The sequence below is a fragment of the Mycobacterium lepromatosis genome, from assembly GCF_000975265.2.
GTDB classification, from domain to species: Bacteria; Actinomycetota; Actinomycetes; order Mycobacteriales; family Mycobacteriaceae; genus Mycobacterium; species Mycobacterium lepromatosis.
Map to the genome: position 1 here is coordinate 783,624 of NZ_CP083405.1, position 15,727 is coordinate 799,350.

The following is a 15,727-nucleotide window of genomic DNA, read 5'->3' on the forward strand; positions in this document are numbered from 1 at the left end:
CTTAATTATCCAATACCTGTTCAGCTGCGGCAACCACGGCCTCCGGCGTGAATCCGTACTCACGGAACAAAGTCTGGTAGTCTGCGGATTCGCCGTAGTGCTCGATGGACACGATCTTGCCGGTGTCTCCGACCAGCTTATGCCAGCACTGCGCGACACCGGCTTCGACGGCCACCCGTGCCGACACCGACGGGGGCAACACGCTGTCGCGATACTCGTACGGCTGTGACTCGAACCATTCCACACACGGCATCGACACCACCCGAACAATGATGTCTTTGTCCACCAACAACTTCTGAGCAGCGACAGCGAGTTGGACCTCGGATCCGGTGGCGATCAAAATGACGTCAGGCTCCTCAGCTTCGGGACCACCACCGTCACCTAGCACATAGCCGCCTCGGGCGACGCCTTCGGCGTTGGTGCCTTCCAACACCGGCACATCCTGCCTGGTCAGGATCAGCCCGACCGGACCGCTGTTGGCCCGGCGGGCCAAGATCGTGCGCCACGCATACGCCGTCTCGTTGGCATCGGCGGGACGCACCACGGACAGTCGAGGGATCGCACGTAACGCTGCGAGGTGTTCGATGGGCTGATGTGTTGGGCCGTCCTCGCCGAGTCCGACCGAATCATGCGTCCACACGTAGATCGTGTCGATATCCATCAACGACGCCAGCCGCACCGACGGACGCATGTAGTCAGAGAACTGTAGAAATGTACCACCATATACGCGGGTGGGGCCGTGCAGCACTATGCCGGACAGAATGGCGCCCATCGCATGTTCGCGAACACCAAAATGCAAGGTGCGGCCATACCAATGTGTGGTGTACTCTTTGGTTGAAATCGACGGCGGCCCAAAGGAATCAACGTCTTTCATGGTAGTGTTGTTACTGCCTGCTAGATCGGCCGACCCGCCCCACAACTCCGGGAGTTTCGGTCCTATTGCGGATAGCACCGCACCAGAAGCGGCTCGGGTGGCCAATTCCCTGGACCTCGGCTCCCAGTAAGGCAGGTCAGCGTCCCAGCCGTCGGGAAGCTGCTGGGCGAGCAACCGGTCCAACAGTGCCTTGCGTTCGGGCTCGCGCTGCGCCCACGTCTCGAATTCTAGTTGCCAGCGTTCGTGGGCTTCTTTGCCGCGGGCTATCAAGCCGCGGGTGTGGGTGATTACGTCCTCGCGGACTGCAAAGGTCTCGTCGGGATCGAACCCAAGGATTCGCTTAGTGGCCGCTACCTCCTCTTCGCCGAAGGCCGCACCGTGCGCCTTGCCGGTGTTCATCAAGGTCGGCGCGGGATAACCGATGATGGTGCGCAGTGCGATGAACGACGGCCGGTCGGTGGCGGCTTTCGCGTTGGTGATGGCTTCCTCAATGCCGACGACGTTCTCGCCACCTTCCACCTCTTGTACGTGCCAGCCGTAGGTTCGGTAGCGTGCGGCGGTGTCCTCGCATAGCGTGATTTTGGTATCGTCTTCGATCGAGATCTGGTTGTGGTCGTAGAACACGATGAGGTTGCCGAGTTGTTGGACTGCGGCCAGCGACGATGCTTCCGATGTCACCCCTTCTTCGATGTCTCCATCAGAGGCGATCACGTAAATGTAGTGGTCGAAGGGACTGGTTCCCGGCTCAGCGTCGGGATCGAACAGGCCACGTTCGTAACGTGATGCCATCGCCATCCCGACTGCTGACGCCAGGCCCTGGCCGAGTGGGCCGGTGGTGATTTCAACACCCTTAGTGTGCCGGAACTCTGGATGCCCAGGAGTTTTGGATCCCCAGGTGCGCAGCGATTCGATGTCAGATAGTTCGAGACCGAAGCCGCCGAGGTAGAGTTGAAGATACAGGGTAAGGCTGCTATGCCCGGCTGAAAGCACGAATCGGTCACGACCCAGCCATGCGGTGTCATTGGGATCGTGGCGCAGAGTGCGCTGAAACAAGGTGTAGGCCAGCGGGGCCAGGCTCATCGCCGTCCCAGGGTGCCCGTTGCCAACTTTTTGCACCGCGTCGGTAGCCAACACCCTGATGGTGTCGACTGCAGCCGAATCTATCTCGGTCCAGTCATCGGGATGGCGCGGTTGGGTCAGCGTGGAAATCTGGTCGAATGTGGTCACGAATCAGTCCTTAGGTCAGCTGGTCAGGTCATCAAACTGATTAATCTCACCCTAGTGTGGGAGTGCGGCCCTGTTGCAGGGCCCGGTTTTCGGGTGCCTACGGCCCGCTGCGGCGCAACTAGCCGGTGTCCTTTCGCGCTTTGCAATTTGGGATAAATCTGCGTTGAAAGACCTGTCGGGCTGTTGGCTACGGGCATGCGGTCTACCATCGTGCGTAGTAGAAGCTGCGCGCTGCTGCGATCCCGAGGAGTTAATACGTGAGTTTTCGCGCGCGCTTAGCGCGGAGCCGAGTGTTGGCATACCTGGCGTTGACCAAGCCGCGCGTCATCGAGCTGCTTTTGGTCACCGCCATACCAGCGATGCTGCTCGCCGACCGCGGTAGCGCTAATCCGCTGTTAATTCTCAACACGCTACTCGGCGGGATATCGGCTGCTGCAGGTGCCAACACGCTCAACTGTGTGGCCGACGCCGATATCGACAAGCTGATGAAGCGGACTTCCCGGCGGCCGCTGGCGCGGGCCGCGGTGCCTCCCCGAAATGCCTTGGCGTTCGGGCTGGTGTTGACTGCGGGTTCATTCTTCTGGCTGTGGTGGACGACCAATCTGCTGTCGGGACTGCTGGCACTCGCTACCGTCGCGTTCTATGTATTCGTTTACACGCTGTTGCTCAAGCGCCGGACGTCGCAAAACGTCGTATGGGGCGGTGCGGCTGGGTGTATGCCGGTGATGATTGGTTGGTCGGCGATCACTGACACTATCGGCTGGCCGGCATTGGCGATGTTTGCCATCATTTTCTTCTGGACTCCGCCGCACACCTGGGCATTGGCGATGCGCTACAAGGACGATTACAAAGTGGCCAGCGTCCCGATGCTGCCGGCTGTGGCGACCGAGCGTCACGTCACCAAACAGATTTTGATCTATACTTGGCTCACCGCATTATCTACGCTGGTGCTGGCACTGGCGACAGGGTGGCTGTATACGGCGGTGGCCGTCGTCGCCGGGGCATGGTTTTTAGCTATGGCCCATCAATTATACGTTGGAGTCTGTGCCGGTGAGCCGGTTAAGCCGCTACGGCTGTTCCTGCAATCAAACAACTATCTGGCAGTGGTGTTCTGCGCGTTAGCGGTCGACTCGGTGCTCGCCTTGCCGACACTATTTTGATTTTGATCACCCCCTCTGGTGGCTCGGCCTAAGGCAGCAACATGACCGAGCCGGCGGTCTTGCGGCCTTCCAGATCTTCGTGGGTGCGGACGGTTTCAGACAGCGGATAGTGTGTACGCCGACCTCGATGGGGACGGTTCCGTCGCCGATTGCTTCGAACAGCTCGCTGGTCCGTCAGCTAAACTTCTCGCCGGTTCGGATGAAATGGGTCAGCGTCGGCCGGGTGAGGTAGATTGAGCCGGCGGCGTTGAGGCGTTACGGATCGACAGGTGTAATGGGTGCGCTTTGCGACACCTGAAAGCGCCAGTGTCCCGTGGACAGCCATGCTGGCGTCAAAAGGTGGTAACACCACGCTGTCATAAACCGCTGCCACGTAGGGCACTTCCGGTAAGTGCCCGAACTGGCTGGCCGAATTGGGCAGCGTCGGGACAAGAGAGCAGCTCGTCGGCGCCAGCCTCCTTGGATAGTTGTGCTTTTCCGCATTCGAGACGGTGATGATGAACCGCGCCCCGAGATGAGTGGCCCACCGGGTCAAGATCAAACCGATGCTTGACGGCGCCGGTGGGCACCAGTACGGCCGTGCCGTGTCGCACCGGGTGCATCGACTTCAGCAAAGAGTGGGGGCGGTCAGACCTTTTAGTATTACCATGTTTTTGCTTCAGTTTCTGCTTCAAGATTACTCCGTATGGCACTTTGTCGGTCAAAAGGCTGGTAGAGGAGATTATTCAACGTAGCTTCCGTTACCGTGGCACTGACCACCTGTTCGCCTACGTCGACAACGTGGTGTTGGCACCCTCGCCAGCAGCAACGGCCGTGCCGCACACGTCCGAGCCGAGGATGAACGGCAGTGGGAGGATATATTATGGTTGAGTGAGAGCAAGTGTTGATGAAGTTTATGTCAATACCTTCGGCTGTGATCAGTAGCTTGCCGTGCGTGGCCTCGGCTGCGGCTTGTCGACATAGTGCAGGAATTCAGGGCAGCCAGTTGCGACGGCGTCGATTGCATGTATGTGGCTATCATGCCCGGGTATGAAGCTCGCACGAACAGACCTTTTCCCTCCCCGCGTCGTGTTGGCAGGATCTCGCCAGCAGGTTGCTGGCGGCCGGCGATGATCCCGGGTTTGTTCCGGCCTGCTGCGACGCTACGGCCTGCACGCCCAGAGGTGGTTGCCTTAGGACGACCCCGAGGTCGGCAGCGCGGACCTGGGGATCCGGCAGGCTACCTACGACTACGCTGAGCAGCTCGACGATTTCCTGGCCTGGACCACTAGTGTGCCCAATTTGCTGAACCCACCCGCCGTCGTCGTCTGGAATGTTGACCGGCGTTACTGGGAAGACCTGGCGAATCGAGCGGTGTCGACGGTGTTGGGGAGGTGTTCGCGCCAGGAGGCCCGGTCCGGTGGCCGCGTCCTGGTGCTGTCTTCGTCAGCCCGACCGTCGGGTATCGGCCACGCGATGTTGCAAAGATTGGTCGGCGGCTACCTACGTGGCCACCCTGGTACAGTCGGGTGGATCGGGTGTAGAAACGTATATTGATCTTCGTCGGTGGTGAGCCGTCGCACGTGTTTACCAACCGGGACACTCTGATTTTCAGGCCGAGCCCGATTTCGAAATCTGGGATATCGCCGCCGCTGCTAACAGCTGGCGGCAACCGAGACGAGCATCGACGTCGGCGAGTTGCTGCGCGTGCGCCCACTTAGTCGGTGGTCGCCGGAGGCCTCGGTTGCTGGAATTGCAGCTGGTGGAACCGTCGCTGGGCCGGTGATGATTGGACGTCAGCACCCGCACCGCGCCTAGTGCGAATTCGCGCTGGGCGTGGAGTCAGCGTGCGAGCAACTCGGGCTAGGCCTTTTCCGCAACCGGGTTCGCATTGAGGCCCATAGCGCTGCGGTGGCCGCAGTGCACGCCGCGGCACCAGCCACATGGACTGCGACCAGGGCGGCAGGCACCCCGGTGAAGTATTGCGTGGTGCCAACAGCGGCTTGCGCGCAAACCAGAGTGAGCAACACGGCGAGCCGCACCAGGATGACCCGGGTGGCGCCGACCGCCAACAGCACGAAGCCCAGCCCAACCAGCAGTACTAGGTAGGCGACCAGCAACGACGAATGCAGGTGCACCAGGGTGGTGATCTCGACTCTTAGCCGCGGAACCGTGCGGTTGGGACTGCGGTCTCCCGCGTGCGGGCCAGCAGCCGTCACCAGCGTGCCGGTCACCAGCACCACCGCCAGATTGACTGCAGTTAGGGTCGTCAGTACGCTCAGCGGCCAGATTACCCGCCCATAGGTAATTCTACCATCGGGTTCACCGACCTTGACGTAGAGCAACACCGCCAGCCACACCATAGTCATCGATGTAAGTAGATGGATGGCGACTGTCCACCATAGCAACCCGGTAAGCACGGTGATGCCGCCGATGACAGCCTGCAACACCGTTGAGATCGGCATCAGCCACGCGTACACTCGAACTTCAGTGCGTCGTCGGGCCCGGGTAACTGCTAAGACGGCCAGCGCGGCGGCGATGGTCACCGCTATGCTGGTTACTCGGTTACCAAACTCGAGTGCCTGGTGGATCCGTGGCACCTCGGTGACGGCGACTGGGGTGAAGCTGCCCGGAAAACACTGTGGCCAGGTGGGACAGCCCAGCCCGGACGCCGTGACGCGAACGATCGCGCCGGTGACGGCAATACCGCCCTGGGTGAGGATGACGGTCGCGGCGATGATCCGCTGGACACGCAGGCCAGGGTCGGGCAGTAGGTCGACTAGTTGCAACAGCATTCGTCCGACAGGCACCGCTCGATCGTAAGACAATGAAAACTACATCCGGTAGTAGGGGATTGACGCGGTCGGGCGTTGCAACTACATCCTGGCAAGCCCATGCCCGGGGCTGGTTCATATGGTCGGTGCAACAGGTCATCCAGCGCGAGTGCCTGGTGGGTGCTTCGATGGCCACTTCCAGCAAGGCACAGCGTCGCGGCGCCGTGGGTACCAAGAGTCCGGTTAGGTATTTGCTCGCTCGGTAGTGGGCTGGCTGCTAGGCTAGTAAGCAGTGATCGGCAGCCTTGACATTCATTTCTGGCCGCCAAATCTGCCCAGTTCATGCGTGCGGCGGGTCAACAAATGATGTGTTTGTGGTGGTCGCTGCTCTGATCGAGGAGTGGGAGCGCTGGTTTTTTGGGGGGGCCGGCTGCCGAGGAGACGGTCGTGCAGCCTGCCGCATTGCGCACGTTGAGCGGCGATGCATTCGGCGTTGATCTGTAGGATAGCGATGCTGCCGGGCACTTGGGAGGTAGGGTGTTTGGCGTAGTGCGCTAAGGGGCTAAACTACCACGTAAGTGGCCAATGACGTGGTCAAAACCAACCCCTGGTGGTCAAAACCAACCCCTGTTTGGCGGGTGATGTTCGGTTGCGCAGCTGCTGTGTTGCGGCCGTCATACAGGGATCAGGTGAACCGAAACCAGTGCAGCGCCGCGAGCGCCGCGAGCGTGCCCCATGCCGCCAGAATGACGACCCCGAACCAGTCCACCGACAGAGTCATTGCCTGCGACAGCGCCTCTGTCAGTGCACCCGAGGGGGTTAGGCGGACCGCCCACTTAACCGCCGCCGAGATCGTGTCCGTCTTGACAGTCAGCGCGCCAAGCCCGGCGAACACGAACCACATCAGGTTGGCGACCGCTAGGACGATCTCGGCCCGCAAGGTGCCGCCGAGCAGCAGGCCGAGTGCCGCCAAGCCTGCGGTGCCCAACGCGATGATCGCTGCGCCCAGCGTCAAGCAGATCAGCGCCGGTCGCCAACCCATCGCAACGCCGATGGCCCCCAAGATGATTGCCTGCAAGAACACAACGGTTACGACTGCCAGGGACTTGCCGGCGATGATGCCCCAAACCGGTAGTGGGGTGGCTCCGAATCTTTTTAGTGCGCCGTAGCGACGATCAAAAGCAACCGCGATAGCCTGCCCGGTGAATGCGGTAGAGACCACTGCCAGCGCCATGATGACCGGTACAAACGTGGCGGCGCGATGGTGGCCGAAGGAGCCGAGTGGCAACAGTGTGAGCCCGATCAGCAGGGTGATCGGGATGAACATGGTCAGTAGCAGTTGCTCGCCGTTGCGTAGCAGCAGCTTAAGCTCCAGCGTAAACTGTGCAGCCACCATCCGAGGCACGGCGTTGGGTCGGGGACCTGGAGTGAAAATCCCCGCAGGAAATAGTGGGCCGTTCGTTTGTGTGTTGTTTTGTGTCACTATCGCAACTTCCTGCCGGTGAGATCCAGGAACACGTCTTCGAGGCTGTGTTGCTCGACCCGCATATTGGTGGGCAGCACGTCGATTTGTGCGCACCAGGAGGTGACAGTTGCCAGCACTTGTGGGTCGATGGGGCCTTCGACCAAGTACTCGCCTGGAGTGAGCTCTGTGGTCTTGTAGTTTTCCGGCAGTGCGAACGCCAGAAGTGACAAGTCTAGCTGCGGCGACGCGCTAAACCGCAGTTGGTCTTTGGCGCCGGTGTTCATCAATTCGGTCGGTGTTCCGTCGGCAACTATGCGTCCGTGGTCAATGATGACTAGCCGGTTGGCGAGTTCCTCAGCCTCTTTCAGTTGGTGAGTGGTCAGCACCACCGTCACTCCGTCTCGGCGCAGCGTGTCGATCAACTCCCACACCAGCAGCCTGGCGTGCGTATCCATGCCCGCGGTGGGCTCGTCCAGGAACACCAGTTCGGGACGGCCAACCAACGCACAGGCTAGGGCAAGCCGTTGTTGCTGGCCGCCGGACAGCCGCCGGTAGGTGGTGCAGGCAACGTCGGTGAGGCCTAAGACTTCCAGCAGCCATTCTGGGTCCAGCGGGTCAGCGGTGTATGAGGCCACCAGGTTGAGCATTTCTCCTGCGCGTGCCGCCGGGTAACCGCCCCCACCTTGCAACATAACTCCGATACGGGCGCGCAGACGTGCGTTGTCGGTGATCGGATCCAGGCCGAGTACCTCAATCGTGCCGGCATCGGGGCGTACAAAGCCCTCGCACATCTCAACCGTCGTCGTCTTGCCTGCGCCGTTGGGCCCCAGCAGAGCCAGCACCTCGGCGGCATGGATGTCCAGATCGAGGTTCGATGCGGCCAATATGGACCCGTAGTGCTTGCATACCCCACGTAGCCGGACGACGATTTCGGGGGTTTCGGGGACTGTGCAGGCCGAGCTCACGTTAAGTCAGCGTAGGCGGTCGGCCGCCGGGTCGCAGGAGACGCGGAGTTTTGCGAGGTCTCCGAGTCCGGCGCGACAACTCTCACCGGTTTGTTGATCGAGTTTGCGCCTCTTGGCTGGGACCGTCTGGAGTGGGTCGCCATGGCAAACGGGTGTAGGTCAGCGCAATGAGCACCAACACGATGATGGTGCTGGCCACGGTGGCATCCACAATTTGGAACAGCGCGAAGCGGTCACCGTTGGCCGTCGGGCCGAAGACACCCACGACGATGGTGACGGCGATTGCAGCCACTCGGAAGCCGGTGCGGGTCGCCCAGGCGGCTAGCGGAATGATGGCCCACAGCAGATACCAGGGCTGCACGACGGGAAACAGCAACACCGTGACGCCCAGCGCGACGCCGAGGCCGCCGATCGGGTGCAGCCGACCGCGGAACACAGCCAGCAACAGCCAACAGGCCATGACCATGATGATCAGTACGCCGATGCCGCGAGTCAGCGACAGCACTGCAGTGGTGTGATCCCCCAGACCCAGCAGAATGCCTACGTGCCCGGTGCCGAGAGCTAGCAGCGTCGGCGGTGACATCCAGCTGCGTACTACGTTTGCGGTGCCCAACGTGTAAATCCAGCCAAACCCGAGCCCACTGGCCCAGCCAACGACGCCCATCACTGCCAGCGACAATCCTGCCATCCACAAGCTGACCATTAGCAACGTTTTCGGGGTACTGCCCAGTCGGCAGGCTAGCGCCATCGCAACGAATCCCAGTGCCAGCAGCGAGGGCAGCTTCACTTGTGAAGACAGTACGATTAGGATCGAACCGACCAGCAACATGCCCAGCGGCTCCCAATTCGAGCTTAACGGGATTGCCTGGTTCGTACGTGTCCCGCTGTATGGCCTGCCGGTACCTCCACCGCACCAGGAGGTGGGCATCAATCGCGTTGTGGACAATAAGTCAATGCCACGCAGCGCGAATTCGGCCCCGGTGAGCATAAGCCCGAGCATCGGTGCCTCGTTGTGGATGCCGGCTACTAGATGCATGATTAGCAGTGGATTAGCCGCACCTAGCCATAATGCGCTGACCTCGGCCACGCCGCAGCGTTGGGCCAGCCGCGGAGTTGCCCATACGACCAGGCCGACGCCGAGTAACACCATCAACCGGTGGCAGAGTACCGCGGCGATGATGTTGTCTCCGGTCAGCGCCGAGATTCCGCGTCCGATCCACAAAAACAGTGGGCCGTAGGGCGCTGGTGTTTCCCGCCATAGGCTGGGCACCGAAAGCGTGAACACCTGGCCTAGTCCCAGTGCGGACGCCGGACCTACCCGGTAAGGGTCGAGTCCCTGTAGGGAAATCTGGCTTTGCGCCAGGTAGGAGTAGACATCCTTGCTGTACATCGGTGGTGCAATCAATAGCGGCAGCGTCCACAGCAACAGGGTGCGGTCCAGCTCGCCGCGCGACATTTGTCTCTTAACCAGCGCGAACCGGCCGAGCATCAACCAGGCCAGTGTCATCATGACCGCCCCGGTTGTAGTCATCGTCAACGAGACCGTTTGGATGCGTGATGGCAGATTGAGCAGCCGGACCCCGAACGTGGGGTCCTGGATGACTGGCCTGGCCCCGGCTCCGAGCGCGCCAACCGCCATCAGAATGGTGCCGGTAGCCCCAAACAAGCGGGTGCGCTGCAACGCGGTCCGGTCGGTATCGTTCAGTGGTGAGCCCACTGCCTGCTCATCACCATGCAAACTGGCGATCGATGAACTCAGCGTGTGGTGGCGGGCTGCCATCAGAGGAGCGTAGCCCCGACGACGAGGCGGGCCGTGGAATGCGCGCCGTTGCGTGGCGGGGCCATCAGGCTGAGCAGCATGCCAGCCGGCGCTGGGGCAAGGTTCATGATGTGATGTGCTCAACGTTCACCGAGGGTATCCTTCACTAGACCGATCGCCAGAATTGCGTCACACTGGTGTTGTGAAAATCCAGTCGGAACTGGATGCTGCTACGACGACAGCTGCAGTGTCGGATGGTCACACTCGCCGCGCGGTGGTGCGCTTGTTGCTGGAGTCCGGGTCGATCACCGCCGGTGAGATCAGCGACCGTCTGGGCCTGTCTGCCGCAGGCGTGCGGCGTCATCTCGATGTACTCATCGAGATGGGCGACGCTGAATCCGCGGTTGCGGCGCCCTGGCAGCAGGTTGGCCGCGGCCGTCCCGCCAAGCACTACCGGCTGACTGCGGTGGGGCGGGCCAAGCTCGGTCATGCTTACGACACCTTGGCGTCGGCGGCCATGCGACAACTGCGGGAAATCGGCGGGGAGGACGCTGTTCGCACGTTCGCTCGGCAACGTATCGACGCGATCTTGGCCGATGTTGAGCCAGCCGGCGGCGGTGCCGACGTCGATGTTGAGGCAGCCGCCAACCGGGTTGCCAGTGCGCTGAGCGACGCTGGTTACGTCGCAACCACCACGCGGGTGGGCGGACCGATCCATGGAGTGGAGATTTGCCAGCATCATTGCCCGGTGTCCCATGTCGCCGAAGAATTCCCCGAGTTGTGTGAAACCGAGCAGCAGGCCATTGCCGAGGTGCTCGGAACCCACGTGCAGCGGTTGGCGATGATCGTCAACGGAGATTGCGCCTGTACTACCCATGTGCCACTCACGTCGGTACCGAGCAAGACCTAACAGCGCGGCATTCAGGCCGCGCCGTACAACGAGCACCAAAGGAGCGCTCAGATGACACGCACGTCAGAGACTACGAAGTCGCCGGCTCCCGAGTTGTTGACCCAGCAGCAGGCAATCGACTCGCTGGGTAAATACGGCTACGGGTGGGCGGACTCCGACGTCGCGGGCGCCAGCGCGCAGCGCGGGCTCTCCGAGGATGTTGTTCGGGACATATCAGCGAAAAAGGATGAGCCGGAATGGATGCTGCAGATCAGGCTAAAGGCGCTGCGTGTCTTTGAGCGTAAGCCCATGCCGCGCTGGGGCTGCAATCTCGATGGCATCGACTTCGACAACATCAAGTACTTCGTGCGCTCTACCGAGAAGCAGGCCACCAGCTGGGATGAGCTGCCCGATGACATTCGCAACACCTATGACCGGCTAGGCATTCCAGAGGCGGAGAAGCAGCGTCTCGTTGCCGGCGTAGCGGCGCAATACGAGTCAGAGGTAGTTTACCACCAAATCCGAGCGGACCTGAAGGCCCAAGGTGTCGTCTTCCTCGACACAGAAACGGGTCTGCGGGAATACCCCGACCTCTTCAAGCAATACCTAGGCACTGTGATCCCGGCTGGTGATAATAAGTTTTCCGCATTGAATACAGCAGTGTGGAGTGGCGGGTGTCTAACCGCCGATGCTCGTATCAATGTTAAGGGCAAGGGCTTGGTGAGTATTGCCGACGTCCAGCCCGGTGATGAAGTGTTTGGTGTAAATATTGGACGCGAACTCGAGCGTGGCAAAGTCTTGGCTAAGGTGGCGAGTGGAACCAAGCTCGTATACGAGATGCATGTTGCAGGTCGGACCCTCGAAGCAACCGGAAACCATCAATTCTTAGTGGCACGGAGAGTCGAGAAGGGCAAGCGCACACGATGGACAGCCGTTTGGGCACCACTCGAGGAGATTGAGCCGGGTGAGCCGATCGCGGTTGCTCGCGTGTTGCCCGACGATAGTGGAACCATTTTTTTCTCCGAGCCGGAGCTGTGCATCAAGAACCGGACTCAGCAGTGCCTTGATTTTCCGTGCCGGAACAGCGTTGATCTGCTGTGGCTCTTGGGGTTGTGGCTAGGTGATGGTCATACTGCTGCACCGCATAAGCACATGCGGCAAGTCACGTTCTCGATCTCTGCAGATGATCCAGTGCATCACATTGCCATCCGGGTGGTGAGTGAACAGTTCGGTGCCAACGTCACAGCGGTGAATTGTGGATTCATCGTGATTTCCAAGGCTTTCGAGACATGGCTTGCACAACTTGGATTTTCTGGAGAAGAGAAAACCAAACGGCTGCCTGCCTGGATCTATAGCTTGCCGCATGAGCACCAGCTCGCTTTTATTGGCGGCCTGGTCGATGCTGATGGTTGGATCGAGAGCAATGGTGCCACCATGTCGATCGAGTTTGCCAGCCAGGAGCTGTTCGAAGACGTCAGGCAACTCGCTATCGGTTGCGGACTATATCCCGACGAGGCGTTCGTTGAGCGGACACGGAGTGCAACTTGCAGGGACGGTCGCATTGTCATGAGCACAAGTTGTCGGCTGCGGATTCAGGGCAGTCTCGACCGAGTAGGTACTCGTACGCCTGGCAAGCGAGGGGAACCGGCGAGCAAGGCAAGAGGACAGCGGTATGTCGCTGCCGCTGGGCTCAATTTCTCGTCATTGTCCACCGATACCGTCGGCTTCGCACGTTTGAAGAGTAAGACGCTGGTGGGTGAGAAGCCTACCTACGACATTCAGGTCGTGGGTTTAGAGAATTTCGTTGCAAACGGGATCGTGGCGCACAACAGCTTCATTTACGTCCCGCCAGGTGTGCACGTTGATATCCCGTTGCAAGCTTACTTCCGGATCAACACCGAGAACATGGGCCAGTTCGAGCGGACGTTGATCATTGCCGACGAGGGCTCGTACGTGCATTACGTCGAGGGTTGCACCGCGCCAATTTACAAGTCGGACTCGCTGCATTCCGCGGTGGTCGAGATCATCGTGAAACCTCACGCTCGCGTTCGGTATACAACCATCCAGAACTGGTCGAACAACGTTTACAACTTAGTCACGAAGCGCGCCCGTGTTGAGGCGGGTGCCACCATGGAATGGATCGATGGTAACATCGGGTCCAAGGTCACCATGAAGTACCCGGCGGTCTGGATGACCGGTGAGTACGCCAAAGGTGAGGTGTTGTCAGTGGCGTTCGCCGGTGAAGGCCAGCACCAGGACACCGGGGCCAAGATGCTTCACATGGCAGCGAACACGGCGAGCAATATTGTGTCCAAGTCGGTGGCCCGAGGCGGGGGCCGCACCTCCTACCGTGGCCTGGTGCAAGTTAATAAGGGTGCACACGGGTCGCGCTCCAGCGTAAAATGCGATGCGTTGCTGGTCGATACGATCAGCAGCAGCGACACCTATCCGTACGTCGATATTCGCGAAGACGACGTCACGATGGGCCATGAGGCCACCGTCTCGAAGGTCAGCGAGAATCAGCTGTTCTACTTGATGAGCCGTGGGTTGACCGAGGATGAGGCAATGGCGATGGTGGTGCGCGGCTTCGTCGAGCCGATTGCCAAGGAACTGCCGATGGAGTACGCGCTGGAACTCAATCGGCTGATCGAATTGCAGATGGAGGGTGCGGTCGGATGACCGCTGTTGAGGGGTCGTCACTTACCGCATTGAATAAGGGGAGGTTGTTCGCGTCGTTTGACGTCGATGCTTTCGAAGTGCCTGGTGGCCGCGACGAGATTTGGCGGTTCACGCCGCTGCGGCGGTTGCGCGGCCTGCACGACGGGTCGGCCGTGGCCAATGGCAAGGTGCAGATCAGAGTCAGCCAGCAACCTGGTGTGCAGACCGAGACCGTGGGCCGTGGCGACAGACGGCTGGGGCAGGGCGGCATCCCCGCTGACCGTATTGCAGCCCAGGCATTTTCGTCGTTCCAGTCCGCGATGGTGGTGACCGTTGAGCGGGATATGCAGATCGCTACACCGGTCAACATCGTCGTGACTGTGCCCGACAAAGGCGCAGTGGTGTACGGTCATTTACAGATCAGGGTCTGTAAACTCGGCGAAGCGGTAGTGGTCATTGACCATCGGGGGAGTGGAACTTACGCCGACAACGTCGAGTTCATTGTCGAGGCCGCCGCACGGCTCACCGTGGTGTGGATCGCTGACTGGGCTGACGATATGGTTCATCTCAGCGCACACCATGTCCTGCTGGGCAAAGACGCGGTGTTGCGGCATGTCACTGTCACACTGGGCGGCGAGGTCGTCCGGATGTCGGCCAACGTACGATTCTCCGGTCCCGGTGGCGATGCCGAGCTGCTGGGTCTGTACTTTGCCGACGATGGGCAGCACCTCGAATCACGCCTGCTGGTTGATCACTCTCATGCTGACTGCAAATCGAATGTGCTGTACAAAGGTGCACTGCAAGGAGATTCGTCCTCGTCACGGCCAGATGCTCATACCGTTTGGGTCGGGGACGTGTTGGTTCGCGCCGAGGCTACCGGCACCGACACCTGCGAGGTGAATCGTAATCTGATACTCACAGACGGTGTGCGTGCCGACTCGGTGCCCAACTTGGAGATTGAGACCAGTGAGATTGTCCGCGCTGGACATGCCAGTGCTACCGGACAGTTCGACGATGAACAGTTGTTCTATCTGCGTTCCCGTGGCATTGGCGAAGAACAGGCCCGTCGTCTGCTGGTCCGCGGCTTCTTCGGCGAAATCATCTCCAAGATTGTGGTGCCCCGGGTGCGGGAACGGCTGATCGCAGCTATCGAACACGAACTGACCATCACGGAATCGAGATCAACAGCCTCATGACGACTTTGATAGTCAAAGACCTGCACGTCGGCGTTGAGAATCCCGGCGCCGCTGAGTCCGAGCGTCAGATCCTCATTCTCAATGGCGTCGACCTGACTGTGCAATCTGGTGAGAAGCATGCGTTGATGGGCCCTAACGGCTCTGGCAAGTCCACGTTATCTTATGCCATCACGGGCCATCCCAAGTACCGGGTTATCGCGGGTGCCATTACATTAGACGGCGCTGACGTGCTATCGATGAGCGTTGACGAGCGCGCTCGAGCCGGATTGTTTCTGGCCATGCAGTATCCCGTTGAGGTTCCTGGAGTGTCGGTGTCGAACTTTCTGCGCTCGGCCGCTACCGTAATTCGCGGCGAGCCGCCTAAACTGCGGCACTGGGTCAAAGAGGTGAAGGCCGCGATGGGTGCGCTGGAGATCGATCCGATCTTTGCCGAACGCAGCGTCAACGAGGGCTTCTCCGGTGGCGAAAAGAAGCGTCACGAGATCCTGCAACTGGAACTGCTCAAGCCCAAAATCGCCATCCTGGACGAGACCGATTCCGGTTTGGATGTCGACGCATTGCGCGTGGTCAGCGAAGGGGTGAACCGCTATGCTGATTCGGAGCACGGGGGCATCTTGTTGATCACCCACTATACTCGCATCTTGCGCTACATTCGTCCGGAATTCGTACACGTGTTTGTTGGTGGCCGGATCGTCGAATCCGGTGGTTCAGAGCTGGCCGACGAACTTGAGCAGAATGGCTACGTACGTTTCTCCCAAACGGCGGCAACCGGGGTTTAACC

General features: G+C 60.3%; 12 protein-coding genes and 1 pseudogene. 7 read left to right on the top strand and 6 right to left on the bottom strand.

The genetic code is table 11. From position 1 onward, the window contains the following. Position 1 precedes the first annotated feature (1 nt). Positions 2 to 2,101 carry a transketolase gene (gene tkt, locus MLPF_RS03600; RefSeq protein ID WP_045842583.1) on the bottom strand — a complete coding sequence of 700 codons (2,100 nt, stop codon included), beginning with the start codon at positions 2,099 to 2,101 and terminating at the stop codon, positions 2 to 4. Between the two features lie 257 nt (positions 2,102 to 2,358). Between tkt and MLPF_RS03605 the strand changes: the two genes are divergently transcribed. Continuing rightward, the gene (locus MLPF_RS03605) at positions 2,359 to 3,261 is read left to right on the top strand and encodes a heme o synthase (protein WP_045842584.1); all 903 of its coding nucleotides are present in this window, start codon (positions 2,359 to 2,361) and stop codon (positions 3,259 to 3,261) included. A gap of 178 nt (positions 3,262 to 3,439) precedes the next feature. Here the strand turns inward: MLPF_RS03605 and MLPF_RS03610 are convergent, their stop codons facing one another. Further along, positions 3,440 to 3,796, bottom strand: coding sequence for a hypothetical protein (locus MLPF_RS03610; RefSeq protein WP_237755945.1), 357 nt, complete (start codon positions 3,794 to 3,796; stop codon positions 3,440 to 3,442). Positions 3,797 to 4,533: 737 nt separating this feature from the next. Here MLPF_RS03610 and MLPF_RS03615 point away from each other — a divergent pair. After that, positions 4,534 to 4,797: a hypothetical protein gene (locus MLPF_RS03615; RefSeq protein WP_082082307.1), complete on the top strand. Its 264-nt coding sequence runs from the start codon at positions 4,534 to 4,536 to the stop codon at positions 4,795 to 4,797. Positions 4,798 to 5,054: 257 nt separating this feature from the next. Here the strand turns inward: MLPF_RS03615 and MLPF_RS03620 are convergent, their stop codons facing one another. The 4 genes and pseudogenes from MLPF_RS03620 to mptB all read right to left on the bottom strand — a co-directional run bounded on the left by MLPF_RS03620 (position 5,055) and on the right by mptB (position 10,224). Further along, positions 5,055 to 6,068, bottom strand: coding sequence for a COX15/CtaA family protein (locus MLPF_RS03620; protein ID WP_420329575.1), 1,014 nt, complete (start codon positions 6,066 to 6,068; stop codon positions 5,055 to 5,057). Between the two features lie 631 nt (positions 6,069 to 6,699). Next, positions 6,700 to 7,410, bottom strand: coding sequence for an ABC transporter permease (locus MLPF_RS03625; protein ID WP_236684882.1), 711 nt, complete (start codon positions 7,408 to 7,410; stop codon positions 6,700 to 6,702). An 86-nt stretch (positions 7,411 to 7,496) separates the two neighbouring features. Further along, positions 7,497 to 8,444 (bottom strand): ABC transporter ATP-binding protein, encoded by a 948-nt coding sequence (locus MLPF_RS03630; protein ID WP_045842587.1) that lies wholly within the window; start codon positions 8,442 to 8,444, stop codon positions 7,497 to 7,499. Then, positions 8,441 to 10,224 (bottom strand): annotated as a pseudogene (mptB, locus tag MLPF_RS03635) (polyprenol phosphomannose-dependent alpha 1,6 mannosyltransferase MptB). Before mptB ends, MLPF_RS03630 begins: the two are co-directional and overlap by 4 nt. Between mptB and MLPF_RS03640 the strand changes: the two are divergent. From MLPF_RS03640 to sufC, 5 genes are read left to right on the top strand one after another with little or no spacing between them, the layout of a single operon-like run. Continuing rightward, positions 10,194 to 10,373, top strand: a complete 180-nt coding sequence (locus MLPF_RS03640) for a hypothetical protein (RefSeq protein ID WP_162196874.1) — start codon at positions 10,194 to 10,196, stop codon at positions 10,371 to 10,373. The pseudogene mptB and the gene MLPF_RS03640 sit on opposite strands and share 31 nt — an antisense overlap. Then, positions 10,340 to 11,113, top strand: coding sequence for a helix-turn-helix transcriptional regulator (locus MLPF_RS03645; RefSeq protein WP_045842588.1), 774 nt, complete (start codon positions 10,340 to 10,342; stop codon positions 11,111 to 11,113). The genes MLPF_RS03640 and MLPF_RS03645 overlap by 34 nt, the downstream gene beginning before the upstream one ends. Before the next feature lie 51 nt (positions 11,114 to 11,164). Then, complete coding sequence (gene sufB / locus MLPF_RS03650) at positions 11,165 to 13,771, top strand: intein-containing Fe-S cluster assembly protein SufB (RefSeq protein ID WP_045842589.1); 2,607 nt, start codon at positions 11,165 to 11,167, stop codon at positions 13,769 to 13,771. Next, positions 13,768 to 14,946, top strand: coding sequence for a Fe-S cluster assembly protein SufD (gene sufD / locus MLPF_RS03655; protein ID WP_045842590.1), 1,179 nt, complete (start codon positions 13,768 to 13,770; stop codon positions 14,944 to 14,946). The genes sufB and sufD overlap by 4 nt, the downstream gene beginning before the upstream one ends. After that, positions 14,943 to 15,725 (top strand): Fe-S cluster assembly ATPase SufC, encoded by a 783-nt coding sequence (sufC, locus tag MLPF_RS03660; RefSeq protein ID WP_045842591.1) that lies wholly within the window; start codon positions 14,943 to 14,945, stop codon positions 15,723 to 15,725. Before sufD ends, sufC begins: the two co-directional genes overlap by 4 nt. The last annotated feature ends 2 nt before the right edge of the window (positions 15,726 to 15,727 follow it).